This is a genomic window from Brevundimonas sp. TSRC1-1 (assembly GCF_049898245.1).
GTDB classification, from domain to species: domain Bacteria; phylum Pseudomonadota; class Alphaproteobacteria; order Caulobacterales; family Caulobacteraceae; genus Brevundimonas; species Brevundimonas mediterranea_A.
The window spans coordinates 225,757-247,869 of the sequence record NZ_JAFCXI010000002.1 but is presented as its reverse complement, the minus strand read 5'-3'; the positions used below and the strand labels follow the sequence as shown (position 1 = coordinate 247,869).

At 68.8% G+C, this 22,113-nt stretch carries 23 protein-coding genes; 17 read left to right on the top strand and 6 right to left on the bottom strand.

Going from position 1 to position 22,113, the window contains the following annotated elements; all coding sequences use genetic code 11:
• Positions 1-101: 101 nt before the first annotated feature.
• The gene (locus ACP7CK_RS07255) at positions 102-1,010 is read right to left on the bottom strand and encodes an endonuclease/exonuclease/phosphatase family protein (RefSeq protein WP_426025579.1); all 909 of its coding nucleotides are present in this window, start codon (positions 1,008-1,010) and stop codon (positions 102-104) included.
• Between the two features lie 265 nt (positions 1,011-1,275).
• Between ACP7CK_RS07255 and ACP7CK_RS07250 the strand changes: the two genes are divergently transcribed.
• The 7 genes from ACP7CK_RS07250 to ACP7CK_RS07220 all read left to right on the top strand — a co-directional run bounded on the left by ACP7CK_RS07250 (position 1,276) and on the right by ACP7CK_RS07220 (position 8,127).
• Positions 1,276-1,830: a F0F1 ATP synthase subunit delta gene (locus tag ACP7CK_RS07250; RefSeq protein ID WP_426025578.1), complete on the top strand. Its 555-nt coding sequence runs from the start codon at positions 1,276-1,278 to the stop codon at positions 1,828-1,830.
• A gap of 75 nt (positions 1,831-1,905) precedes the next feature.
• Positions 1,906-3,438 carry a F0F1 ATP synthase subunit alpha gene (gene atpA, locus ACP7CK_RS07245; RefSeq protein ID WP_426025577.1) on the top strand — a complete coding sequence of 511 codons (1,533 nt, stop codon included), beginning with the start codon at positions 1,906-1,908 and terminating at the stop codon, positions 3,436-3,438.
• Positions 3,439-3,472: 34 nt separating this feature from the next.
• The gene (locus ACP7CK_RS07240; RefSeq protein WP_154726477.1) at positions 3,473-4,351 is read left to right on the top strand and encodes a F0F1 ATP synthase subunit gamma; all 879 of its coding nucleotides are present in this window, start codon (positions 3,473-3,475) and stop codon (positions 4,349-4,351) included.
• A gap of 37 nt (positions 4,352-4,388) precedes the next feature.
• The gene (gene atpD / locus ACP7CK_RS07235; RefSeq protein WP_035308966.1) at positions 4,389-5,924 is read left to right on the top strand and encodes a F0F1 ATP synthase subunit beta; all 1,536 of its coding nucleotides are present in this window, start codon (positions 4,389-4,391) and stop codon (positions 5,922-5,924) included.
• 2 nt (positions 5,925-5,926) lie between these two features.
• Complete coding sequence (locus ACP7CK_RS07230) at positions 5,927-6,196, top strand: ATP synthase F1 subunit epsilon (RefSeq protein WP_292150245.1); 270 nt, start codon at positions 5,927-5,929, stop codon at positions 6,194-6,196.
• Between the two features lie 120 nt (positions 6,197-6,316).
• Positions 6,317-6,910 (top strand): hypothetical protein, encoded by a 594-nt coding sequence (locus ACP7CK_RS07225; protein ID WP_426025576.1) that lies wholly within the window; start codon positions 6,317-6,319, stop codon positions 6,908-6,910.
• Positions 6,911-6,996: 86 nt separating this feature from the next.
• Positions 6,997-8,127, top strand: a complete 1,131-nt coding sequence (locus ACP7CK_RS07220; RefSeq protein ID WP_426025575.1) for a serine hydrolase domain-containing protein — start codon at positions 6,997-6,999, stop codon at positions 8,125-8,127.
• Here ACP7CK_RS07220 and rarD read toward each other — a convergent pair.
• On the bottom strand, positions 8,124-9,044 hold the full coding sequence (gene rarD / locus ACP7CK_RS07215) for an EamA family transporter RarD (protein WP_426025574.1): 921 nt from the start codon (positions 9,042-9,044) through the stop codon (positions 8,124-8,126). The genes ACP7CK_RS07220 and rarD overlap by 4 nt on opposite strands.
• A 195-nt stretch (positions 9,045-9,239) precedes the next feature.
• Positions 9,240-10,286, bottom strand: coding sequence for an aspartate-semialdehyde dehydrogenase (locus ACP7CK_RS07210; protein ID WP_426025573.1), 1,047 nt, complete (start codon positions 10,284-10,286; stop codon positions 9,240-9,242).
• 141 nt (positions 10,287-10,427) lie between these two features.
• Between ACP7CK_RS07210 and zapE the strand changes: the two genes are divergently transcribed.
• A complete protein-coding gene (gene zapE / locus ACP7CK_RS07205; RefSeq protein ID WP_292150495.1) occupies positions 10,428-11,519 on the top strand; it encodes a cell division protein ZapE in 1,092 nt (363 codons plus the stop codon).
• Between the two features lie 232 nt (positions 11,520-11,751).
• Here zapE and mdh read toward each other — a convergent pair whose 3' ends face one another.
• Positions 11,752-12,714 carry a malate dehydrogenase gene (mdh, locus tag ACP7CK_RS07200; RefSeq protein ID WP_426025572.1) on the bottom strand — a complete coding sequence of 321 codons (963 nt, stop codon included), beginning with the start codon at positions 12,712-12,714 and terminating at the stop codon, positions 11,752-11,754.
• Between the two features lie 106 nt (positions 12,715-12,820).
• Between mdh and ACP7CK_RS07195 the strand changes: the two genes are divergently transcribed.
• The 3 genes from ACP7CK_RS07195 to ACP7CK_RS07185 all read left to right on the top strand — a co-directional run bounded on the left by ACP7CK_RS07195 (position 12,821) and on the right by ACP7CK_RS07185 (position 14,433).
• On the top strand, positions 12,821-13,222 hold the full coding sequence (locus tag ACP7CK_RS07195) for an HIT domain-containing protein (protein WP_426025571.1): 402 nt from the start codon (positions 12,821-12,823) through the stop codon (positions 13,220-13,222).
• 69 nt (positions 13,223-13,291) lie between these two features.
• The gene (locus ACP7CK_RS07190; protein WP_008263087.1) at positions 13,292-13,585 is read left to right on the top strand and encodes an ArsR/SmtB family transcription factor; all 294 of its coding nucleotides are present in this window, start codon (positions 13,292-13,294) and stop codon (positions 13,583-13,585) included.
• Positions 13,586-13,683: 98 nt separating this feature from the next.
• Complete coding sequence (locus ACP7CK_RS07185) at positions 13,684-14,433, top strand: glucose 1-dehydrogenase (RefSeq protein WP_426025570.1); 750 nt, start codon at positions 13,684-13,686, stop codon at positions 14,431-14,433.
• Between the two features lie 49 nt (positions 14,434-14,482).
• On the opposite strand, the gene ACP7CK_RS07180 is transcribed toward ACP7CK_RS07185, so the two are convergent.
• Positions 14,483-15,319: an aldo/keto reductase gene (locus tag ACP7CK_RS07180; protein ID WP_426025569.1), complete on the bottom strand. Its 837-nt coding sequence runs from the start codon at positions 15,317-15,319 to the stop codon at positions 14,483-14,485.
• Positions 15,320-15,366: 47 nt separating this feature from the next.
• On the opposite strand from ACP7CK_RS07180, the gene ACP7CK_RS07175 reads away from it, so the two are divergent.
• Entirely contained in the window at positions 15,367-16,344 is a 978-nt protein-coding gene (locus ACP7CK_RS07175) for an alpha/beta fold hydrolase (protein ID WP_426025568.1), read from the top strand.
• Here ACP7CK_RS07175 and ACP7CK_RS07170 read toward each other — a convergent pair.
• Entirely contained in the window at positions 16,341-17,345 is a 1,005-nt protein-coding gene (locus tag ACP7CK_RS07170; protein ID WP_426025567.1) for an LLM class flavin-dependent oxidoreductase, read from the bottom strand. The two genes, ACP7CK_RS07175 and ACP7CK_RS07170, sit on opposite strands and share 4 nt — an antisense overlap.
• Before the next feature lie 100 nt (positions 17,346-17,445).
• Between ACP7CK_RS07170 and ACP7CK_RS07165 the strand changes: the two genes are divergently transcribed.
• The 5 genes from ACP7CK_RS07165 (at position 17,446) to ACP7CK_RS07145 (ending at position 22,057) form a co-directional block, all read left to right on the top strand.
• Positions 17,446-17,724: a hypothetical protein gene (locus tag ACP7CK_RS07165; protein ID WP_008261484.1), complete on the top strand. Its 279-nt coding sequence runs from the start codon at positions 17,446-17,448 to the stop codon at positions 17,722-17,724.
• A 192-nt stretch (positions 17,725-17,916) separates the two neighbouring features.
• Entirely contained in the window at positions 17,917-18,309 is a 393-nt protein-coding gene (locus tag ACP7CK_RS07160) for a hypothetical protein (RefSeq protein ID WP_426025566.1), read from the top strand.
• Positions 18,306-19,148, top strand: coding sequence for a PA-phosphatase (locus tag ACP7CK_RS07155; protein WP_426025565.1), 843 nt, complete (start codon positions 18,306-18,308; stop codon positions 19,146-19,148). The genes ACP7CK_RS07160 and ACP7CK_RS07155 overlap by 4 nt, the downstream gene beginning before the upstream one ends.
• A 1-nt stretch (position 19,149) precedes the next feature.
• On the top strand, positions 19,150-20,106 hold the full coding sequence (locus tag ACP7CK_RS07150; protein ID WP_426025564.1) for a right-handed parallel beta-helix repeat-containing protein: 957 nt from the start codon (positions 19,150-19,152) through the stop codon (positions 20,104-20,106).
• A gap of 67 nt (positions 20,107-20,173) precedes the next feature.
• Positions 20,174-22,057: a M20/M25/M40 family metallo-hydrolase gene (locus tag ACP7CK_RS07145; RefSeq protein WP_426025563.1), complete on the top strand. Its 1,884-nt coding sequence runs from the start codon at positions 20,174-20,176 to the stop codon at positions 22,055-22,057.
• Positions 22,058-22,113: the final 56 nt, after the last annotated feature.

The window sequence follows — 22,113 nt, the reverse complement described above, 5'->3', positions numbered from 1 at the left end:
TAGGTGGAAAAGCGTCAGCGTTAAGCGCTAGGGCCGCCGCAGGTTCCGATCAAGCGGTCGGGGGCGGCGCAATGGTCGCACCCCGGCCCTCAGTTGTGCGATCATTTTTCGTCCGGCGCGACATCGACGACCACGGGGAAATGGTCCGAGATCACCTGGCCGCTGAAGGAATCGGTGGGCACGCCGTAGCGTTCGACCGAGAGGCCGGGAGCGACGAAGACATGGTCGATGGCGACGCCGTCATTGTCCCTGGCGATGTCGAAGTCGTTGTAGGTGCCGGCGGGACCGAACACGACGGGGCTGACGGCGCGGGCGTCGCGCAGCCCGGCGGCGAGGACGCGGCGATAGGGGGCCGTGTCCGGCCCGGCGTTGAAATCCCCCATCAGCACCACCGTCGCCGTCGCCCCCTCAACCGTCGCCGGGGCCAGATCGGCGGCCAGGGCGGCGCACTGTTCACGGGCGACCGCGCCGACATGGTCCATGTGGGCGTTGCGCACGTCCAGAAGCCGGCCGCTGACCCGGTCGCGCAGCACGACGCGGGTCACGGTGCGCGGCAGGGCGGCGTCCCACCCCTTGGACGGACGGTCCGGCGTGGGCGAGCACCACAGGGTCTGGGTGCTGACCGCTTCGAATCGGGCGCGGCGCCAGAACAGGGTCGTCGTCTCGCCCGCCTGGGCGCCGTCGTCGCGGCCGACGCCGTAATGGTCATAGGCCGGCGCCTGATCGGCCAGATAGGCGACCATCGGAATCAGCGCCTCCTGAACCCCCAGGACGTCGGGATCGAAGAAGGCGATCTGGCGCGCCATGTGCGGCCGGCGCTGCAGCCAGTTCGGCGTGTCGTCGGGCGCGTCATAGCGGATGTTGTAGCTCATCAGCCGCACGGAGCGGGGAGCGTCCGCAGGGGCGGTCAGGGCCCCGGTCAGGCCGCCGGCTCGGGCGTGCGACGGGGCGGCGACGCAGGGCGCCAGGAGGGCGCAGGCGGCGGTGATCAGCAGCGGGTGCGGTTTCATCTCGGCTCTCGTCGGCAGGTCGGCCCGTGATTTCACATGGAGGGATGACCGGGGTGCGACACCCGATGCGACAGGGTGCGGCTTCATCACCCCTTCACACAATGTTGCGAGCAGCAAAACCCCGTGCTATCAGGCGCCCGGCTTGAAGGGGGCGTATTCACGAATACGGCCTCTGTCGTGCTTTCCGCAAGCATTTCAAGCTTTTGACCGTTGCGAGCCTCGCATTCGGTCGCGACCCTGACACAACGACCTCGGACCCTAATCAGTGGCTGATGATTTCAGAACGACGGAAGTCGGCGATCGCTACGCACAGGCGCTGTTTGATCTGGCGCTGGAAACCGGCCGCCTGGACGCCGTCCGTGCCGACCTGACGTCGTTGAAGGCCGCCTGGATCGAGAGCGCCGACCTGCGCCGCCTGGCGACCTCGCCGGTCATTTCGGCCGAGGATCAGGGCAAGGGCCTCGTCGCCATCGCCGCCAAGGCCAGGTTCGAACAGACCACCGCCAACTTCCTGGGCCTGCTGGCCCAGAACCACCGCGCGCGGGACCTGCCCCATGTGATCGCCGGGTTCGAAGCCCGCTACGCCAAGCACGCCGGCATCGCCGCCGCCGAGGTCGTTTCGGCCCAGGCGCTGGACGCCAAGCAGCTGACCGCGATCAAGACCGCGCTGAACGCCAGCCTGGGCAAGGCGCCGGAACTGACCACGCGGGTCGATCCGGCCATCCTGGGCGGCCTGAAGATCAAGGTCGGCTCGAAACTGTTCGACGCCTCGCTGAAGACCAAGCTCGACCAGATGAAGTTCGCCCTCAAGCGAGCGTAAGCCCGCTCCCCGCCCCAAGAATGAAGCGCGCCTGATCGGCGCACCCGCAGAAGACTGAAGAACAGAGAGCCCGTCATGGACATCCGCGCCGCTGAAATCTCGGCCATCCTCAAGTCGCAGATCGCCAACTTCGGCGTCGAAGCCGATGTCTCCGACGTGGGCAGCGTGCTGTCGGTCGGCGACGGCATCGCCCGCATCCACGGTCTGGACAATGTCCAGGCCGGCGAAATGGTCGAGTTCACCAAGGCCGGCGTCAAGGGCATGGCCCTGAACCTGGAACGCGACAATGTGGGCGCCGTGATCTTCGGCGCCGACGCCGCCATCGCCGAGGGCGACGACGTGCGCCGCCTGGGCGAGATCGTGGACGTGCCGGTCGGCAAGGGCCTGCTGGGCCGCGTCGTCAACCCGCTGGGCGAGCCGATCGACGGCAAGGGCCCGATCCAGTTCACCGAGCGCCGCCGCGTCGACGTCAAGGCGCCGGGCATCATCCCGCGCAAGTCGGTCCACGAGCCGATGCAGACCGGCCTGAAGGCCATCGACACCCTGATCCCCGTCGGCCGCGGCCAACGCGAGCTGATCATCGGCGACCGTCAGGTGGGCAAGACCGCCGTCGCCATCGACACCATCCTGAACCAGAAGAACGTCAACAAGACCGACGACGAGAGCGCCAAGCTCTACTGCATCTACGTCGCCATCGGCCAGAAGCGTTCGACCGTCGCCCAGATCGTCAAGACCCTGGAAGAGGCCGGGGCGATGGAATACACCATCGTCGTCGCCGCCACGGCGTCGGAGCCGGCCCCGCTGCAGTTCCTGGCGCCCTTCTCGGGTACGGCCATGGGCGAATATTTCCGCGACAACGGCATGCACGGCCTGATCGTCTATGACGACCTGTCCAAGCAGGCTGTGGCCTATCGCCAGATGTCCCTGCTGCTGCGCCGCCCGCCGGGTCGCGAAGCCTATCCGGGCGACGTCTTCTACCTGCACAGCCGCCTGCTGGAACGTTCGGCCAAGCTGAACGAGGACTACGGTTCGGGCTCGTTGACCGCCCTGCCGCTGATCGAGACCCAGGCCAACGACGTCTCGGCCTATATCCCGACCAACGTCATCTCCATCACCGACGGCCAGATATTCCTGGAATCCGACCTGTTCTACCAAGGCATCCGCCCGGCCGTGAACGTCGGCATCTCGGTGTCGCGCGTCGGGTCCTCGGCCCAGACCAAGGCGATGAAGAAGGTCGCCGGCACCATCAAGGGCGAGCTGGCCCAGTACCGGGAAATGGCCGCCTTCGCCAAGTTCGGCTCGGACCTGGACGCCTCGACCCAGAAGCTGTTGGCCCGCGGCGCCCGCCTGACCGAGCTGCTGAAGCAGCCGCAATACTCGCCGCTGGCGATGGAAGAACAGGTCGTCTCGGTCTACGCCGGCACGCGCGGCTATATCGACGGCATCGCCGTGAGCGACGTCGGCCGGTTCGAGAAGGAACTGCTGGCCCGCATCCATGCGAACCACCCCAGCCTGCTGGAAGGCATCCGCACCAAGAAGGACCTGACCTCGGACATCGAAGCCGAGCTCAAGGACATCCTGGCCGCCTTCGTCAAGACCTTCGCCTGAACCCCGCCGGTAGTTAGAGGAAGAGCAACGCCGGATGGCCAGCCTCAAGGAAATGCGCAATCGGATCGGAAGCGTGAAAGCCACGCAGAAGATCACGAAGGCCATGCAGATGGTCGCCGCGGCCAAGCTGAAACGCGCCCAGGACCAGGCCGAGAGCGCCCGGCCCTATGCGCGCAAGATGGCCTCGGTCATCGCCAACCTGGCCGCCGGCGTCTCGGGCGCCGACGCGCCCAAGCTGCTGGCCGGCACGGGTCAGGACCAGCGTCACCTGATCGTGGTGGCGACGGCGGACAAGGGTCTGGCGGGCGGGTTCTCGACCAACGTCATCCGCGCCGCACGCGAGCGGATCGGCAGCCTGATCGCCAACGGCAAGGACGTGAAGATCATCGCCGTCGGCCGCAAGTCGCGCGATCAGCTGACCCGTCTGTACGGCGACAAGGTGGTCCACACCTTCGAGCTGAGCGCCCAGAAGACCATCGGCCTGCCCCTGGCCCAGCCAGTCGCCGAAATGATCGCCACGGCGTTCGAGGACGGTCAGGCCGATGTGGTCACCCTGTTCTACAGCCAGTTCAAATCGGTCATCCAGCAGGTGCCGACCGGCAAGCAGTTGATCCCCGCCGTGGTCGAGGGCGACGCCGCCCCGATCGACCTGAACGGCGCGGTCTATGACTACGAGCCGTCGGAAGAGGAAATCCTCGAGACCCTGCTGCCGCGCAACCTGACGACCCAGATCCTGGCCGCTCTGTACGAGAACCAGGCGGGCTTCTTCGGGTCGCAGATGGCGGCGATGGACAACGCCACGCGCAACGCCGGCGACCTCATCAACGCCCTGACGCTGCAGTACAACCGCAAGCGCCAAGCCCAGATCACCACCGAGCTGATCGAGATCATCGCCGGCGCCGAAGCCCTCTGATCCCGACCGAACAGACATTCCGATACGGACCCCAGCCATGACCGACACCGTCGCCCCCAAGAAGCCCGCCGCCCGCAAGCCGGCCGCCAAGAAGGCCGCTCCCGCAGCGGCTCCCGTCTCCGCCGTCGCCACGGGCAAGATCGCCCAGGTCATCGGCGCCGTCGTGGACGTCGAGTTCACCGGCCACCTGCCGGCGATCCTGAACGCCCTGCACACACAGAACATCGACCAGAAGACGGGCGAGCCCTTCACCCTGGTCCTGGAAGTCGCCCAGCACCTGGGTGAGAACATGGTCCGCACCATCGCCATGGACACGACGGAGGGCCTGACGCGCGGCCAGGCCGTGTCGGACACCGGAACCTCGATCCAGACCCCGGTCGGGCCGGGCGTGCTGGGCCGGATCATGAACGTCGTCGGCCAGCCGATCGATGAAGCCGGCCCGATCCAGACCACCCAGTACCGCCCGATCCACCGCGAGGCCCCGACCTTCGAGGAGCAGACCAACTCGTCGGAAATCCTGGTCACGGGCATCAAGGTCATCGACCTGATCTGCCCCTACACCAAGGGCGGCAAGACCGGCCTGTTCGGCGGCGCCGGCGTGGGCAAGACCGTGACCATGCAGGAACTGATCAACAACATCGCCAAGGCCTACGGCGGTTATTCGGTCCTGGCCGGCGTGGGTGAGCGCACCCGCGAAGGCAACGACCTGTATCACGAGATGATCGAGTCGAACGTGAACGTCGACCCGGCCAAGAACGGCGGCTCGACCGAGGGTTCCAAATGCGCCCTGGTCTACGGCCAGATGAACGAGCCTCCCGGCGCCCGCGCCCGCGTCGCCCTGACCGGCCTGGCCCAGGCCGAGTATTTCCGCGACGAAGAAGGCAAGGACGTGCTGCTGTTCGTCGACAACATCTTCCGCTTCACCCAGGCCGGTTCGGAAGTGTCGGCTCTGCTGGGCCGTATCCCGTCGGCCGTGGGCTATCAGCCGACCCTGGCCACCGAGATGGGCAATCTGCAAGAGCGGATCACCTCGACCAAGAAAGGCTCGATCACCTCGGTCCAGGCCATCTACGTCCCGGCCGATGACCCCACCGACCCGGCGCCCGCCGCCTCGTTCGCCCACTTGGACGCGACGACCATGCTGTCGCGCGACATCGCCGCCCAGGCCATCTTCCCCGCCGTCGATCCGCTGGACTCGACCTCGCGGATCATGGACCCGCTGGTCATCGGCGAAGAACACTACAACGTCGCCCGTTCGGTCCAGGAAGTCCTGCAGCAGTACAAGGGCCTGAAGGACATCATCGCCATCCTGGGCATGGACGAGCTGTCGGAAGAGGACAAGCTGGTCGTCTCGCGCGCCCGCAAGATCCAGCGCTTCCTGTCGCAGCCCTTCTTCGTGGCCGAGCAGTTCACCAACGCCCCCGGCAAGTTCGTCGAACTGGCCGACACCATCCGCTCGTTCAAGGGCATCGTCGCCGGCGAATACGACCACCTGCCGGAATCGGCCTTCTACATGGTCGGCGCGATCGAAGAGGCCGTCGCCAAGGCCGAGAAGATGGCGGCGGAAGCCTGATCATGGCCGGCAAGCTGAACTTCTCCCTCGTCTCGCCGGAACGCGAGGTCTTCTCGGGCCTGGTGGACCAGGTGGATGCGCCGGGCGTCGAGGGCGACTTCGGCGTCCTGCCGGACCACGCCCCCTTCATGACCGCCCTGCGCGAGGGTCTGGTGACCGTCTATGTCGGCGGGGCCCGGACCCAGTATGACGTCAAGGGCGGCTTCGCCGACGTCAACGGCGAAGGCCTGACCATCCTGGCCGAACAGGCGACCGAGGTCGTCGCGGCCTGATCCACACGCCGGATCGAACGATTTGAGGCCTCTCGTTTCGGCGGGGGGCCTTTTCGTTGGCGAACGCCTTGACCGTTAGGTGTGGACCACGCACTCTCGGCTTGTTTGGCGGGGCTGAGCATGAACACTCTCTCGATCCGGCTGGCGGGCGTCGCCGCCATGGTCTTCGCCCTGGCCGGGTGCGCGACCAATCCGACCGTCCGACCAACCCAGCCCGCGCCCTGGGCCGCCCTGACCTCGCCCATGGCGGCGATGGAGATCGTCGTCTCCGACATCTGCCTGACCGCCGTTCGAGAGAATCGTCCGGTCGAGGCTTTGGCGCTGGATCACTGGCTGCGTCCCGTGCCGCCCCGCACGACCGGTTCGCCCCTTGCCGTCGCCGCCTGGCGGCTGGCCTCCTATTCCGACGTCTATGTCATGGCCCTGCCGGACGGGGGCTGTTCGGCCTCGGTCGAGGCGGGCGACCCCAAGGCCCTCAATGACGCCGCCGTGGACCTGTTGGCGAAGCACGGCGATTTCCGCCGGGGCGATACCCTGGTCGCCGAGGACCATAGCCGCGCCGCCTGGTGCACCGGGGAGGCGGACCGACCGCTAGTCGTCGCGCTGGCTCAGGCGAACAAGGCCCGTATGGCGGGCGGGCGGCGTCCGGCGCTGATCACGAACGTCTTTCGCGCCGCCGGCGCCAGACCCGGCTTCTGCCCGCCGACGGCGTGACGGCCCGGCCGGCGCCGGACGGGTTCCGGGAAAGGGGCCGCACTGAGACTTTCCCCGCCGGCGGGGGACGGTCTAAGAACGGAGTCATGACTGACATCGATATTCAAGGCCATTGCGACCCGCGCTTCGACGCCGTGCGCGAGGCGTTCGCCGCCAATTTCACCGATGCGCCCGAGGGGCTGAACGAGCAGGCGGCGCGGTTCAGCGTGCTGATCGATGGGGAGGCGGTCGTCGATCTGTGGGCGGGCCATGCCGACACGGCGCGGACCACGGCCTTCACCGAGACGACCCTGACGCCGGTGTTCTCGACCGGCAAGGCGGTGATGGCCCTGCTGATCGCCACGGCGGTCGAGGCGGGCCGGCTGGATTACGAGCAGACGGTCGCCAGCCTGTGGCCCGCGTTCGGGGCGGCGGGCAAGGCCGGGATCACCGTGGGCCAGTTGATGAGCCACCAGGCGGGCCTGCCGGGCTTTTCCGAGGCGGTCGATCCGTCGGTCTGGTTCGAGGCGGCGTCCGTGCTGGCGCGGCTGGCGGCCCAGGCGCCGATGTGGGAGCCCGGCACGGCGTCCGGTTATCATCCCGTCACGGTCGGCTACATGGCCAACGAGGTCTTCCGCCTGGCGACGGGGCGGACCATGGGCCAGGCCTTGCGGGCGGACTTCCCCGACCTGGATCTGTGGATCGGCCTGCCCGAGAGCGAGCATGGCCGGGTGGCCCAGATGCGCAAGCCCACGGCGGCGCCCAGCCTAGGGACCGTCGATCCGATCAAACAGGCGGCCTTCCTGGACCGGGGCTCGGCCCCCGGCGGGCGGGGATCGGCCGAATGGCGCAAGATGGAGATTCCTTCGGCCAATCTGCACGGCACGGCCCTGGGCCTGGCGCGGATGATGGGGGTGGTCGCCAATGCGGGGGTTCTGGAGGGCCGGTCGGTGCTGTCGGCGGAGACGCTGGACCAATTGACGCGCGAACGGATCCACGGCCCGGACAAGGTGCTCCCCTATGTGATCAGCTGGGCGGCGGGCCTGATGCGCAATGACGGGCTGAACGTCTTCGGGCCGGGCGGGTCCTTCGGCCACTACGGCTGGGGCGGGTCGATGGCCATGGCCGACCCGTCGCGCCGGCTGTCGGCCGCCTATGTGATGACGCGTCAGTCGCCGCACCTGATCGGCGACCCTCGCCCCCGGCGGCTGCTGGCGGCCCTATACGGCGCGCTCTAGACCGTTTCGGACAGGACGACGGCGCGCCTTGCGGCGCGCGACCGCCGCGCCGCGCCGATCGCGAACACCCCCGCTCCGGCCCAGATGAAGCCGAAGGAAACGATGCGCAGCGGCGTCAGGGCCTCGCCCGCCCAGACGCCGCAGGCGAACTGGAGCGTCGGCGCCAGGAACTGGATGAAGCCGAGGGTGGACAGGGGCAGACGTCGCGCCGACCAGGCGAACATCACCAGCGGAATGACCGTCGCCGGGCCGTTGACCAGGGCCCAGGCCAGACCGGCGGGGGAGGCGAAACCCGTCGCCTGGCCGTGCGTGGCCAGCCAGGCCAGGAACAGGGCGCCGATGGGCAGCAGCACCAGACACTCGACGAACAACCCGGTCTGGGCCGAGGCCGGCACGCGTTTTCGGATCACCGCATAGGCGCAGAAGGTGACGGCGAGGGTCAGGCCGATGATCGGCACATGGCCCAGGGCGATGGTCTGGATCACCACCCCGACGGCGGCCAGGCCGATGGCGAGGCCGCTCCAGCGGTCGATCCGTTCACGGAACAACACCGCTCCCGCCGCCATGTTGAGCAGCGGGTTGATGTAATAGCCGAGGCTGGCTTCAAGCGTCGCGTGATGGGTGGTGGCGAAGACGTACAGGCTCCAGTTCGTCGCGATCATCGCCGCCGACAGGGCCAGCCAGGCCAGGGTGCGCGGCGTCGCCAGCACCTGTTTCGCCTCGCCCCATTGGCCTGCGAGCAGCAGGAACAGACCCGCCACGAAGACCGACCACACCGCCCGGTGGGCCAGGATCTCGGGCGCGCCGAAGCCATGGGCGGCCATGGCCATGAACAGCAGGGGCAAGAGGCCCCATAGGCTGTAGCAGGCGACGGCGGTGGCGACCGCGCGGGGATCATTGGGGGTGGCGGCGGTCATGGGCGACTCAACTTCACTTTCGTCATTCTCCGGCAAGCCGCGCCTTCGCGGCGCAGACCGGGGAACCCAGCGGCGCCGAAGGCGAAATCTCCCAGCAGCATGACGGCCGAAATCGTGTCCGCGACAGGTTCGCGCTCACGCGCGCCGCTGGGTCCCCCGGTCGCGCTAAGCGCGCCGGAGGATGACGAAAGAAGGTTACACCGTGATCGAACGATACCCCGACGACGAGGTGATCACGCCCGTCTCGTCCAGCAACTGGGCGATCTGGACGGCGTTCAGGGCGGCGCCCTTGCGCAGGTTGTCGGACACGACCCACAGGTTCAGGCCGTTCTCGACGGTCGGATCCTTGCGGATGCGGCTGACATAGACGGCGTGTTCGCCGGCGGCGTCGACGGGGGTGATATAGCCGTCGTGCTCCTGCTTATCGATCACCAGCACGCCCGGCGCCTCGCGCAGGATGGCGCGGGCCTCGTCCGGGGCGAGGGGGCGGTCGAACTCGATGTTCACGGCCTCGGAGTGGCCGACAAAGACCGGCACCCGCACGCAGGTGACGGTGACCTTGATGTCGGGGTCCAGCATCTTGTGCGTCTCGTCCGACATCTTCTGCTCCTCGTCGGTCGAGCCGTCCTCGAGGAAGGAGCCGATATAGGGGATGACGTTGAAGGCGATCTGTTTGGGGAACTTCTTGGGGCGCGCATCGCCCAGGCCGTAGATGGCCTTGGTCTGGTTCCACAGCTCGTCCATGCCTTCCTTGCCGGCGCCGGACACCGACTGATAGGTCGAGACCACCACCCGCTTGATCTTGGCCGTATCGTGCAGGGGCTTCAGCGCCGTGACCAACTGGATGGTCGAGCAGTTGGGGTTGGCGATGATGTTCTTCTTCTTGGCGTCCTTGACCGCGTCCGGGTTCACCTCGGGCACGATCAGGGGCACGTCGGCGTCCTTGCGGAAGGCCGAGGAGTTGTCGATCACGATGGGGCCGGCCTTGCCGATCTTCTCGGACCAGGCGCGCGAGACCTCGCCGCCGGCCGACATCAGGACCAGATCGACCTTGGAGAAGTCGAACTGTTCGATGTCCTGGCATTTGATGGTCTTGTCGCCGAACGAGACCTCGACCCCCTTGGACTTGCGCGAGGCGATGGCGTGGATTTCATCGACGGGGAATTCCAGCTCCTCGAGGATGTTCAGCATTTCGCGGCCCACATTGCCCGTGGCCCCGACGATCGCGACGCGATAACCCATGATGATTGGTCCTTCGGACGCGCTATCGCTCGGCCCACGGGGCCTCGCTGCTTGAGCGCGATGTGTTGTGTGGTGTGCATTTAGGCGTTCGCAGCCGCGAAGCAATCGCTTTTCGGCGACGGGGACTTTAAGCAGGGGCTCATGACCTCCCGCATCCGAAACGCCTACGACATCCGCGTGGAAGAGGGCGTACTGACGCCCGATCCGGCCCAGGCCGAAGTGCTCGTCGCCCTGGAGCGGCTGGAGACCGATCTGGCCCGGCGCGGTCTGTTCGGACGCCCGCCCGAGGTGAAGGGGATATACCTGTGGGGGCCGCCGGGACGGGGCAAGTCCATGCTGATGGATCTGTTCTATTCCGCCACGCCCGAGCCGCGAAAGACCCGCGCCCATTTCCACGCCTTCATGGCCCGGATCCACGACCTGGTGCGCCAGTGGCGCGAGGGGGATGCGAAGACCCGCAAGGCCGTGTTCGGGACGCATAAGGGCGACGATCCCATTCCGCCGATCGCCAAGCTGATCGCCTCCGAAGCCCGGCTGCTGTGTTTCGACGAGTTGCAGGTGACGGACATCGCCGACGCCATGATCCTGGGCCGGCTGTTCGAGGCCCTGTTCGAGGACAAGGTGGTGCTGGCCATCACCTCGAACCGGGCGCCGGAGGACCTGTACAAGAACGGCATCAACCGCCAGCTGTTCACCCCCTTCATCGACATCATCCGGGACCGCTGCGCCGTGGTGCAGACGGCGGGCGCGCGCGACTGGCGGCTGGACCGGCTGAGTTCGGCCGAGATCTGGCACACGCCGGACGACCGGGCCGGGTTTGAGGAACTTTGGCGCGAGCTGAAGGGGGGCGAGCCGGAGGAACCGGCGCATCTGGCCGTGCTGGGCCGCGACGTGGTGATCGAACGCACCGTCGGCTCGATGGCGCGGGCCAGCTTTGCGGACCTGTGCGGCCGGCCGCTGGGGCCGCAGGATTATCTGGCCGTCGCCGAACGGTTCCACACCCTGTTCCTGGAGGACGTGCCGATCCTGAGTTCGGCCAACCACCATGAGGCGCGGCGTCTGGTGACCCTGGTGGACGCCCTGTACGAAGCCAAGACCAAGCTGATCGTCCTGGCCGCCGCCCGGCCTGAGGCCCTCTATACCGAGGGTGTGGGGGCGTTCGAGTTCGAACGCACCGTGTCGCGCTTCAACGAGATGCAGAGCAAGGACTGGCTGGCCCACGTGCGGGAGTGACACGAAAGACCCTCTCCCGCTTGCGGGGGAGGTGGCCCGGCGTTCGCGAAGCGAACCAGGGTCGGAGGGGGGAGTCTTGTTTGGCTGGACGAGAACTTCCCCCATCGTCAGCCGTCTCGCTGCGCTCGACGAGCTGACACTTCCCCCGCAAGCGGGGGAAGATCTGGAAAGCAAAGAAAAAGGGCCTGCGGATTGCTCCGCAGGCCCTTCGTCATTCGATCTGGATGATCGCTTAAACCAGCGAGGCGTCGATATCCTTGCAGGCCTGCAGCAGGCCCTGGACCGAGGCGACGGACTTTTCGAACATCGCCTTTTCGTCGTCGTTGGTGGTGAACTCGATCACCTTTTCGACGCCGGCGGCGCCGATCAGGGCCGGGACGCCGACATAGAGGTCGGACAGGCCGTATTCGCCCGACAGCCAGACGGCGCAGGGCAGGACGCGCTTCTGGTCCAGCAGATAGGACTTGGCCATCGCAATCGCGCTTTCGGCCGGGGCGTAGAAGGCCGAGCCGGTCTTCAGCAGGGCCACGATCTCGCCGCCGCCCTTGCGGGTGCGGTCGACGATGGCGTCCAGCTCGTCCTGCGACAGGAAGCCGGCCTTGACCGCGTCCGGCAGGGGCAGGCCGCCGACGGTCGAGTGGCGCACCATCGGCACCATGTCGTCGCCGTGACCGCCCAGGGTCCAGGCGTGGATGTCCTGAACCGAGACGCCGGTCTTTTCAGCCAGGAAGTAGGCGAAGCGCGCGGAGTCGAGCACGCCGGCCATGCCGACGACCTTCTCCTTGGGCAGGCCCGAGAATTTCTGCAGCGCCCAGACCATGGCGTCGAGCGGGTTGGTGATGCAGATGACGAAGGCGTTGGGGGCGTGGGCCTTGATGCCCTCGCCGACGGCCTTCATGACCTTCAGGTTGATGCCGATCAGGTCGTCGCGGCTCATGCCCGGCTTGCGCGGCACGCCGGCGGTGACGATGCAGACGTCGGCGCCCGCGATGTCGGCATAGTCGTTGGCGCCCTTCAGGGCCACGTCCGAGCCGAAGACGGCGGTGGCCTCGGCGATGTCCAGCGCCTTGCCCTGGGGGGTGCCTTCAGCGATGTCGAACAGGATCACGTCGCCCAGCGCTTCGCGCGCGGCCACATGGGCCAGGGTGCCGCCGATCATGCCGGCGCCGATGAGGGCGATCTTCGCGCGAGCCATGGATGTCTCCGTTTATTGCGTGTGCGAAAGGGGATTAATCGTGCGGGCGGTCTAGACCCGCATCGGCCGCGCTGCAAGGCTGGGAAAACCCTGTTGCGGAGACGCCATGACCGACTTTCGTCCAGACCCCGCCTTCGAGGCGGGCTCCATCGCCGCCGCCGAATGGCCGCTGTGCCATGTGCGGCTGCAGGACGACACGCGGTTTCCCTGGCTGATCCTGATCCCGCGTGTCGAGCGGGCGGTGGAGCTGGAAGACCTGAGCGTCGAACAGCGGGCAGCGCTGATGGAGGAGACGGTGCGGGCCGGGGCCTTGGTGCGGCGGTTGGGAACGGTCGAGAAGCTGAACGTGGGGGCCATCGGCAATGTGACGGCCCAGTTGCACCTCCATGTCGTCGGCCGCCGTCGCGACGACGGCCTGTGGCCCGATCCGGTCTGGGGGCGAGGCCCGGCGGCGCCCTATGCCGGGGTGGCGCGGGCGCGGCTGTTGGAGTTGATCGGGAGCGGGTAGTCGATCCGACGATCGATGTGTCGTCGCGCCCCATTTGCGTCAGCCGCTCTCGCACCGCATATGAGCCCTATGGAAGACGCGCTGCGCATCCGGCTGGACGAACGCCAGGTGAACCTGATCGCCAAGGCCCTGGCGGAGCCGCGTCGCCGTCAGATCCTCAAGGAGATCGGCGCGGCCAGCGAACCCACCCCTTGCGGCGCGGTCGCCCAGCTTGTCTCGGTCAGCGCCCCCACCTTCTCGCACCATATGAAGGAACTGGAGACCGCCGGCCTGATCCAGATCTGCCGGCAGGGCAAGTTCGCCTTCCTGGTGCTGCAGCGCGACGTCCTGAACGCCTATTTGGCCCAGCTCGCGGAAATCTGAGGCCGGTTTCAGAAAATCAACAGCCCCGCTTATTGAATCAGTTCGATGGTTATCTAAATATCAAACCGTTCGCCGCTGAAGGCGACCGGAGAGAGATCATGAGCAAGCTTTCAGGCAAGACCGCCGTCGTCACCGGCGCATCGAAAGGCATCGGGGCGGCCATCGCCAAGGCCCTGGCCGCCGAGGGCGCCGCAGTGGCGGTCAACTACGCCTCCAGCCGCGAAGGGGCGGACAAGGTCGTGGCCGAGATCACCGCCGCCGGCGGCAAGGCCATCGCCGTCCAGGCGTCCGTGGCCAGCAGCGACGATGTCACGCGGCTGTTCGACGAGACCCAGAAGGCGTTCGGCGGCGTGGACATCCTCGTCAACAACGCTGGCGTCTATGCCTTCGCGCCGATCGAGGACTTTACCGAGGCCGAATACCGACGCCAGTTCGACATCAATGTTCTGGGCCTGCTGCTGGCCACCAGCGAGGCGGCCAAGCGCTTCGGTCCCGACGGCGGCAGCGTGATCAACATCAGCTCGGGCGCCACCACCGTCGATATCCCGACCGCCTCGGTCTACACGGCCACCAAGGCCGCCGTGGACTCGATCACCCGCGTGCTCGCCAAGGAACTCGGCCCGCGCCAGATCCGGGTCAACGCCATTGCGCCCGGCGCCGTCGAGACCGAGGGCACCCACGCCACGGGCATCATCGGCTCGGATCTGGAGGTCCAGATGGTCGCCCAGACGCCGCTCGGCCGCATGGGTCAGCCGTCCGACATCGCACCTGTGGCCGTCTTCCTGGCCTCGCCCGACAGCGCCTGGATCACCGGTGAAATCATCGCTGTGGCCGGCGGCAACCGTTAAATCACGCCGTGGCAAGGGACGCGGCCGGGGTTCGGCCGTGTCCCTTGCCTCAGATGATATCCAGCGGCGTCTCGCGCGTGGGCGGGGGGAAGGCGGCGTCGAGGCGTTCGATATCCTCGAGGTCGAACTGGATCTCCAGGGCGTCGGCGTTGGCCTCGACGTGTTCGACCGAGCTGGCCTTGGGAATGGCGATGACGCCGTCGTGGCGCAGGATGGCGGCGAGCGCTACCTGAGCCGGGTCGGCGCTGTGGCGGTTGGCGATGTCGCGGATCAGGGGCTGTTCCAGCAACTCGCCCCGTCCCAGGGGCGAATAGGCCATCATGGGCATGTCGCGGGCCTGCATCCAGGGCAACAGGTCGAACTCCACCCCGCGCGAGCCGAGATTATAGAGCAGCTGGTTGACGGCGCAGTCCTCGGCCCCCTCGATCTCCATCAGCCGCTCCATGGCGCGCAGATCCAGATTGGACACGCCCCAGCGGGCGATCATCCCCTCGTCGACCAATTCCTGGAAGGCGGCGACGGTCTCTTCCAGCGGGACATTGCCTTCCCAGTGCAGCAGATACAGGTCCAGCCGGTCGGTCCCCAGCCGTTCCAGCGACTTCTCGCAGGCCAGCATCATCTTCATTTCCGACGCGTTGTCGGGCCGGACCTTGGAGACCAGGAAGACCTCGTCGCGACGTCCGGCGATGACCTCGCCCACCAACCGTTCGGAACGGCCGTCGCCGTAGAGCTCGGCCGTGTCGATCAGGGTCAGGCCCAGGTCGATGCCGCGCGCCAGGGCCTGCTGCTCCTCGTCGCGCCAGGCGGGATCGTCGCCCATCTCCCACGTGCCTTGGCCCAGGGCGGGAACGGTCGTACCGTCTGCAAAGGTGACGAGGCGGGTCATGTCCGTCCTATTCCATTCGCGGCGGAAGAGCCGCCTGCGAGGTTGAGATGCGCACCCGGCTTATCAAGACCGACGGCCTTGTCCAACAGGTGCTGGAGGCGGGGTTCGAAGACCCCAACGCGCCATTGGTCCTGCTGATCCATGGCTTCCCCGAACTGGGAATCAGCTGGCGGGCCCAGGTCGAGGCCCTGTCGGCGGCGGGATATCACGTCGTGGCCCCGGACATGCGCGGATACGGCGGCACGGACAAGCCCGAGGGCGTCGACGCCTGTTCGATCCTGCATCTGGTCGGGGACATGGTCGATCTGGTCCGGGCGTTGGGCAAGTCGAGCGCCGTCGTCGTGGGCCACGACTGGGGCGCGCCGGTCGCCTGGCATTGCGCCCTGCTGCGGCCGGATCTGTTCACGGCGGTGGCCGGCCTGTCCGTGCCCTTCCAGCCGCGTCGCCCCCAGGGACCGCCGACGACCGTCATGGCCATCCTGTCCGAACGGGCCGGGCTGGGCGATCTCTATATCAGCCGGTTCCAGGCGGCGGACGCCCATCTGACGCTGGAGGCCGATCCGGCGACGACGCTGAGGAAACTGTTCTGGTCCTATGACGGCGCCACCCCGGCGTCGAAACGGGCGACCGGCTTCATGGCGCGCGGCGTCGGCCTGCTGGACAGCATCGACGACGGCGCCGACCTGCCGCCGTGGATGACCCCCGCCCATTTCGCCGAATATGTCGAGGCCTTCACGGCCGGCGGCTTCGACGGGCCGCTGAACTGGTATCGGGCGATCGATCTGAACTGGTCGCTGACCGCCTTCGCGCAGGAGCAGCGGATTCTCCAGCCGGCCCTGTTCATCGTCGGCGAGGACGACCCGGTGCGGCATTACGCCGGCTCGGCCGAGGCGGGGCTGAAGGACTGGGTTCCGAACCTGACCCGTTCGGTGGTCCTGCCCAGCGCCGGCCACTGGATCCAGCAGGAGCGTCCGGACGAGGTCAATGGGCTGTTGCTGGCGTTTCTGGCGGGGCTGAGGGTTTAGGTCGCCTGGGCCGTCTCCATCCGCCCGCGAACTTCCGCCACGATCTCGAGGCTGCGGATACGGGCGGCGTTGTCGAAGGCCATGCCGGTGACCATCAATTCATCGACGCCGGTCAGGGCGATAAAGTCGGTCAGCTGTTTCCGCACCGTGTCCGGCCCGCCGACGGCGGAATAGAGCAGGCGGCTGCGCGCCCCCTCGATCTGTTGCGGGGTCAGGACGGCGGTGATGTCGTCGACGGGCGGGGGGAGCTTGCCCGGCTTGCCGGTCGAGAGACGGGCGAAGCTCTGTTGCATCGAGGTGGACAGGCGCACCCCGTCCTCATCCGTATCGGCGGCGAAGACATTGATCGCGGCCATGGCGTAGGGCTGGGCCAGGCGGTCAGATGGGGAAAAGCTGCGGCGATAAAGCGCCAGGGCCTCCAGCAGCAGTTCGGGCGCGAAATGGCTGGCGAAGGCGTAGGGCAGGCCCAGCTGGCCGGCCAGCTGGGCGCTGAACAGGCTGGACCCCAGAAGCCAGATCGGCACGCGCAGACCCGCGCCGGGAACGGCGCGCACCGGCTGGTTGTCGGCGGCCGGTTCGAACCACTGGATCAATTCGACCACGTCGCGCGGGAACTGGTCGGCGCCCTCGAAATAGCGGCGCAGGGCGCGGGCGGTGGCGCCGTCCGTGCCGGGCGCGCGGCCCAGGCCCACGTCGATCCGGCCGGGGAACAGGGTCTCCAGGGTGCCGAACTGTTCGGCGACGATCAGGGGCGCGTGGTTGGGCAGCATGACGCCGCCGGAGCCGACGCGGATGCGCTGGGTGCCCGCCGCCACATGGCCGATGACGATGGCGGTCGCCGCGCTGGCGATGCCGGGCATGTTGTGGTGTTCGGCCAGCCAGAACCGCTCATAGCCCAGCCGGTCGGCGGCCTGGGCCAGGGCCAGGGTCTCGTCGAGGGCGCGGCGGGCGTCGCCGCCTTCGACGATGGGGGAGAGGTCGAGAACTGAGAACGGGATCATGACGCCTAGATCGGGGCTGACGGCCGAGGTTCAAGGGCAGGGAGCGGGGAACCGCAACCGGGTCGGCGCTTTACCTTCGACGAACCCGGAGACATGAGCCATGACGGACGTTGACGCCGAAAAGACCGAAGCCGAGTGCGAGGATGCGCGCGAGGCCGCCGACATGGGCGAAAAGCCGGACCTGGGGCACAAGGCTGACGCCCTGATCGAGGCGTTGGACGGCACAGATTCCGGCTCCGACACCCGCGCCGGCTCGCTGCGCGGCGGGTCCGCCAGCGGATCGGACGATGATCCCGACTCGCTCGAGATCAACGAGGCCCTCGCCGAAGAAGGGCGGGCCTCGGCGGGGACACGGGGCCGCGCTGAAAACGACGATTGACGCCGACGCCTTGCTGCCGCCGCATCCTTGCGCCACGGTGGCGCCTTGACCATGGGTCCAAGGGACGATTCCCCGATGATACGCCGTCTGGCGGCCTCGGCCGCCTTAGTCTTGCTTTGCCTTGCAGGTTGCGACGACCGGTCCAGGACCGAAAAGGCGCCGGCCCAGGCCTCCCTCGCCGCTCCTGACCAAATGACCGCCCCGGCTTCGCCGTCGGAGGAAGAGGCTGCGCCTGCGCCCGAGGCGATGACGGCGGATATCCCCGCTGCGCCCGGCGCGCCCGCCTATGCCGCCCTGTACCCCGGCGCCGCCCTGGACCAGCCGGCGACGACCGCCACCGGGCCGGACGGCGAGGGCGGGCTGGTCACCTTCACCACCGCCGCCACGCCCGACGAGGTGGTGGCCTTCTATCGCACCCGCGCCGAGGAGGCGGGCCTGACCTCGGTCATGGGCATGAACCAGGGCGACGCCCGGGCCTATGGCGCTGCGGGCGGCCAGGCGGGCGCGACCAATCTTCAGGTGGTGGCGGCGCCGGGCGCCGGCGGCGAGACCTCGGTGCAGCTGAGCTGGAGCGCGGGTCTGTGAGACCGGTCGCCGCTCTGATCGCGGCGACGGTGATCCTGCCTTCGCTGCCCCTGGCGGCCTGCGCCCCGGCCGAGCGGCCTTCGCCCCGTCCGATCTTCAGCACGACCGACGAAGGCTATCTGTCGCCCGGCGTCGTCGCGCGGCTGGCCCAGGCCGTGCCCCCAGCGCCCGTGGCGGGATCGGCCCAGGATGCGGCCGACCGGGCGGCCTCGGCGCGGTTCACGGCCTTGGAGGATTCGGACCGCTGGCTGATGGCGACCGCCCATGCCGAACTGCGCCCGCCGCTGGCGCTTCAGCATTTCGACTGCGCCCTGGGGGTGCGACTGGGGTCGGCCGAGACGCCGACGCTGGACCGGATGATGGCCAAGGTCTTTCATGACGCCCAGGCGGCGGTCGTGCTGGCCCAGGCCCAGGCCCAGGCCCAGGCCCAGGCGCGAGGTCGTCGCGCCCGGCCGGTCGCCGAGGATCCCGCGCGCCGGGCCTGCCAGACCCTGACGCCGGCGATGCGGCGCAGCCCGTCCGCGCCCTCCGCCGGCGCGGCGTTGGGAACCGCCTATGCCGAGGCCCTGGCCCTGATCGCGCCGGACCGGGCGGCGGCGGTGCGGCGCATCGGCCATGAGATCGGCGTGAGCCGCCAGATCTGCGCCATGGACTATCCCAGCGATGGGCTGGCGGGCGAGGCGCTGGGGCGGGCCGTCGTCGCCGAAATCGTCGCGACGCCGGACTTCCAGGCTGAGATCGCGGCGGCGCGCGACGAACTGGCGGCGGCGCGGGCGACGGGACGGACCAATCCCGGCTGCGCGGCCGAGCGCGCGGCCCTGGCTGTTCCCCTGCCCTGAGATGTGGAGCGGCCTGATCCTGCTGGCGGCGGTTCAGGCGGGCGGTCCCGCAGGCGCGCGGGCCTGCACCCCGGCCGAGGTGCGCGACCTGACCGCCCCGTCCGATCAAGCCTATCGCCTGACGTGCCGCGCCGACCTGGCGGGCGTCGCCGTGCGGCGGCCTGTTCTGATGGAGGGGGCCGAGGCCTCGGGCGCGGGGATCGACTGCGGCGGCGGGGTGATCCGACCGGCGCGCGAGGCGACGTCACAGACGCCGACGGTGGCGATCTGGTCGCGGCGTCAGGGCGACGGCTGGAGCCGTCCGGTCCAGACCTATGTGCGTAACTGCACCGTCGTCGGCAATGTGCGGATCTGGGGCATGGGGGCGGGCGGATCGATGCGCGACCTGCTGGCCTCGTCACGGACGCCCGATCACACGACGGCGGCCCAGAGCGCGGCGCCCCTGGGCACGATGCTGGAGCGGGTGCGGTTCGAGGGCGTGGGGACGATCCCCCTGTATGTCGGGCCGGGGGTGACGCAGACCGTGGTGGCGCGCTCGCGCTTTTCGGGCCGGTCGGTCTCGACCGCCGTCTATCTGGACGCCGAGAGCGCCGGAACGGTGATCCAGGACAATGACTTCACTATTCGCACCGGGCGTGAACAGATCGCCGTGGACGGATCGGGCGCCAATCGCATCATCGGCAACCGCTTCGCCCTGGGCGGCCGCGGCGGGGTCTTCCTGTACCGCAACTGCGGCGAGGACGGGGTGATCCGGCACCAGACGTCGTCCTATAATCAGATTGCGGATAATGTGTTCTCCGGCGTCGGCTGGCTGCGCCCCCGGACGGTGGTGGTGGGCGCGCGCGAGGGGAACCGGTCCTATTGCGGCGATGACGCCGGCTATCCGTTCGGGTCCAGCGCCGACGACGGCGACGGGGCGACTGGCAACCGGGTCGAACGGAACCGGACGCGTCCCTGACCCCGCACTTGCGAAATGACGCCAGCTCGGCCCTATTGGCGCGATGACGCCTCGGGGGATGCATCTAATGCGGCTGGTCTTGTTGTTGGCGGCCCTGGCGGCGGCGCTGGGGTTGGCCGTGATCACGACACAGACGCCTCGGCCCGCGCCGACAAGCGCCGCCGCGACCGGATTCTCGGCGGAGCGGGCCATGGCGGACGTGCGGGTCATGGCCCGCTCCCCCCGTCCCATAGGTTCGACCGATCACGCCCTGGTCCAGGCCTATCTGCAGGGCCGAATGGCGCAGCTGGGCCTGGCGCCCACGCTCCAGGCCGGCGCCCTGTCGCCCGCCGCCGTGCGCCGGATCGAGGACCGGGGCGAGTCGGTCGAAGGCCTGTCGGTGGTCAATCTGGTCGGCGTCCTGCCGGGCCGGAACCCCAGCCTGCCCCTCGTGGTGCTGATGGCTCATTATGACAGCGTGCCCGGCTCGCCGGGCGCCGCCGACGACGCCAGCGGCGTGGCGGCGGTGCTGGAGGCGGTGCGGGCGATCAGGGCGCGCGGACCGGCCGACCGGGGGCTGGTCGTGCTGCTCACCGACGGGGAGGAGCTGAACCTGGACGGGGCGCGGGCCTTCTTCAGCGAGCATCCGTTGCGGGGGCGGGTCGGGGCGGTGGTGAACCTGGAGGCGCGCGGCGGCGGCGGTCGGGCCATGATGTTCGAGACCGGCCCCGGCAACGCCCAGACCATCGACCTTTACGCTCGGGCGACGCGCCGGGCCGACGGGGGCGCGGCCAGCAACGCCCTGGCCATCTTCGTCTATCGGCTGATGCCCAACGGCACAGACTTCACCCTGGCCGCCGACCGGGGCCTGGCCGGGATCAACCTGGCCTTCATCGGCCGGCCGGCGCAGTACCATTCGCCCGGTTCGACGCCGGACGCCCTGGACCAGGGCAGTCTGCAACATATCGGGTCCCAGGCGCTGGAAATGACCGACGCCCTGGTGCGGGCGCCCGTCCTGCCGAAGGCCACGCAGAACGCCGTCTACGCCGATGTCTTCGGCCTGGGGGTGTTGCGGCACGGGCCGGGGACGGGGTGGGGGCTGCTGGGTCTTGCCTTTCTGTTGACCGGTTTCGCCGCCTGGGGCGCGCGTCACGCCACGGGCCTGACCTTGCGTCAGTTCGGCAAGGGGCTGAGCGGGGGCGTCTGGCTGCTGGCCGCCGGGATCGTCGTGGCCCAGGCGGTGCGGGTTCTGGCCGGGCCGGTCGGCGGCCGGATCGAATCGGCCGAGACCTATTATGTCCTGCTGCGCCGCCTGCCCTGGATGGAGGCGGGCGTAGGCCTGGCCGTGCTGGGGGTGATGTTCGCCCTGCTGGCGGGGCGGGCCCTGATCGGGCGGCGTCTGCTGGCGTGGGTGATCGCCGCGGCGGCGGTTCTGGCCACGGGCCTGGGCGGGTTCGATCCGGTGGTGCTGGGCGCGGCCCTGGTCGCCGTGGGTCTGAGCCTGTGGCCTGGCGGCGAGGACGAGACGGTCTGGGGCGGCTGGCTGGGGGCCATCGTCCTGGTGCTGATCCTGGGCGTCCTGGTTCAGGCCGTGGCGCCCGAAGCGGCCTTGCTGTTCGTCTGGACCGGGTTGGCGGCGGCCGGCGCAGCGGCCCTGGCGGCGGGGATCGGGGCGCGGCTGGAGCGGTGGGCCGCCCTGGCGCCCGCGGCGGTCGCCACCGGGGTCGTCGGCGGCTGGCTGGCGGGGCTGGGCCATTTCGTCTTCCTGGGCGTGGGGATGGACCAGCCGGGCGCGCTGGGCCTGATCGCCGTGCTGATCGTCGCCCTGGCCCGGCCCTTGGCCCCGGGTGCGGGAAGCGCGCGCCACACCCTGGCCGGGCTGGCGGCGGCCATGCTGATCCTGGGCTGCGGCCTGTCCCTGGCGGCCCGCCATGCCGAGCCGGCCGCTGAGGCGCCGGTCGCCGTTCCTTGATACGTCAAAATCGGACGTAGGATTCGGATGTTCTCATGGGTTCCGGATGAGAACAT

Bases quoted from the DNA above. Each gene is read 5' to 3' on its own strand.
- ACP7CK_RS07255 (WP_426025579.1), bottom strand. From the start codon at position 1,010: ATGAAACCGCACCCGCTGCTGATCACCGCCGCCTGCGCCCTCCTGGCG.
- atpA (WP_426025577.1), top strand. From the start codon at position 1,906: ATGGACATCCGCGCCGCTGAAATCTCGGCCATCCTCAAGTCGCAGATC.
- ACP7CK_RS07240 (WP_154726477.1), top strand. From the start codon at position 3,473: ATGGCCAGCCTCAAGGAAATGCGCAATCGGATCGGAAGCGTGAAAGCC.
- atpD (WP_035308966.1), top strand. From the start codon at position 4,389: ATGACCGACACCGTCGCCCCCAAGAAGCCCGCCGCCCGCAAGCCGGCC.
- ACP7CK_RS07230 (WP_292150245.1), top strand. From the start codon at position 5,927: ATGGCCGGCAAGCTGAACTTCTCCCTCGTCTCGCCGGAACGCGAGGTC.
- ACP7CK_RS07225 (WP_426025576.1), top strand. From the start codon at position 6,317: ATGAACACTCTCTCGATCCGGCTGGCGGGCGTCGCCGCCATGGTCTTC.
- ACP7CK_RS07220 (WP_426025575.1), top strand. From the start codon at position 6,997: ATGACTGACATCGATATTCAAGGCCATTGCGACCCGCGCTTCGACGCC.
- rarD (WP_426025574.1), bottom strand. From the start codon at position 9,044: ATGACCGCCGCCACCCCCAATGATCCCCGCGCGGTCGCCACCGCCGTC.
- ACP7CK_RS07210 (WP_426025573.1), bottom strand. From the start codon at position 10,286: ATGGGTTATCGCGTCGCGATCGTCGGGGCCACGGGCAATGTGGGCCGC.
- zapE (WP_292150495.1), top strand. From the start codon at position 10,428: ATGACCTCCCGCATCCGAAACGCCTACGACATCCGCGTGGAAGAGGGC.
- mdh (WP_426025572.1), bottom strand. From the start codon at position 12,714: ATGGCTCGCGCGAAGATCGCCCTCATCGGCGCCGGCATGATCGGCGGC.
- ACP7CK_RS07195 (WP_426025571.1), top strand. From the start codon at position 12,821: ATGACCGACTTTCGTCCAGACCCCGCCTTCGAGGCGGGCTCCATCGCC.
- ACP7CK_RS07190 (WP_008263087.1), top strand. From the start codon at position 13,292: ATGGAAGACGCGCTGCGCATCCGGCTGGACGAACGCCAGGTGAACCTG.
- ACP7CK_RS07185 (WP_426025570.1), top strand. From the start codon at position 13,684: ATGAGCAAGCTTTCAGGCAAGACCGCCGTCGTCACCGGCGCATCGAAA.
- ACP7CK_RS07180 (WP_426025569.1), bottom strand. From the start codon at position 15,319: ATGACCCGCCTCGTCACCTTTGCAGACGGTACGACCGTTCCCGCCCTG.
- ACP7CK_RS07175 (WP_426025568.1), top strand. From the start codon at position 15,367: ATGCGCACCCGGCTTATCAAGACCGACGGCCTTGTCCAACAGGTGCTG.
- ACP7CK_RS07170 (WP_426025567.1), bottom strand. From the start codon at position 17,345: ATGATCCCGTTCTCAGTTCTCGACCTCTCCCCCATCGTCGAAGGCGGC.
- ACP7CK_RS07165 (WP_008261484.1), top strand. From the start codon at position 17,446: ATGACGGACGTTGACGCCGAAAAGACCGAAGCCGAGTGCGAGGATGCG.
- ACP7CK_RS07160 (WP_426025566.1), top strand. From the start codon at position 17,917: ATGACCGCCCCGGCTTCGCCGTCGGAGGAAGAGGCTGCGCCTGCGCCC.
- ACP7CK_RS07150 (WP_426025564.1), top strand. From the start codon at position 19,150: ATGTGGAGCGGCCTGATCCTGCTGGCGGCGGTTCAGGCGGGCGGTCCC.
- ACP7CK_RS07145 (WP_426025563.1), top strand. From the start codon at position 20,174: ATGCGGCTGGTCTTGTTGTTGGCGGCCCTGGCGGCGGCGCTGGGGTTG.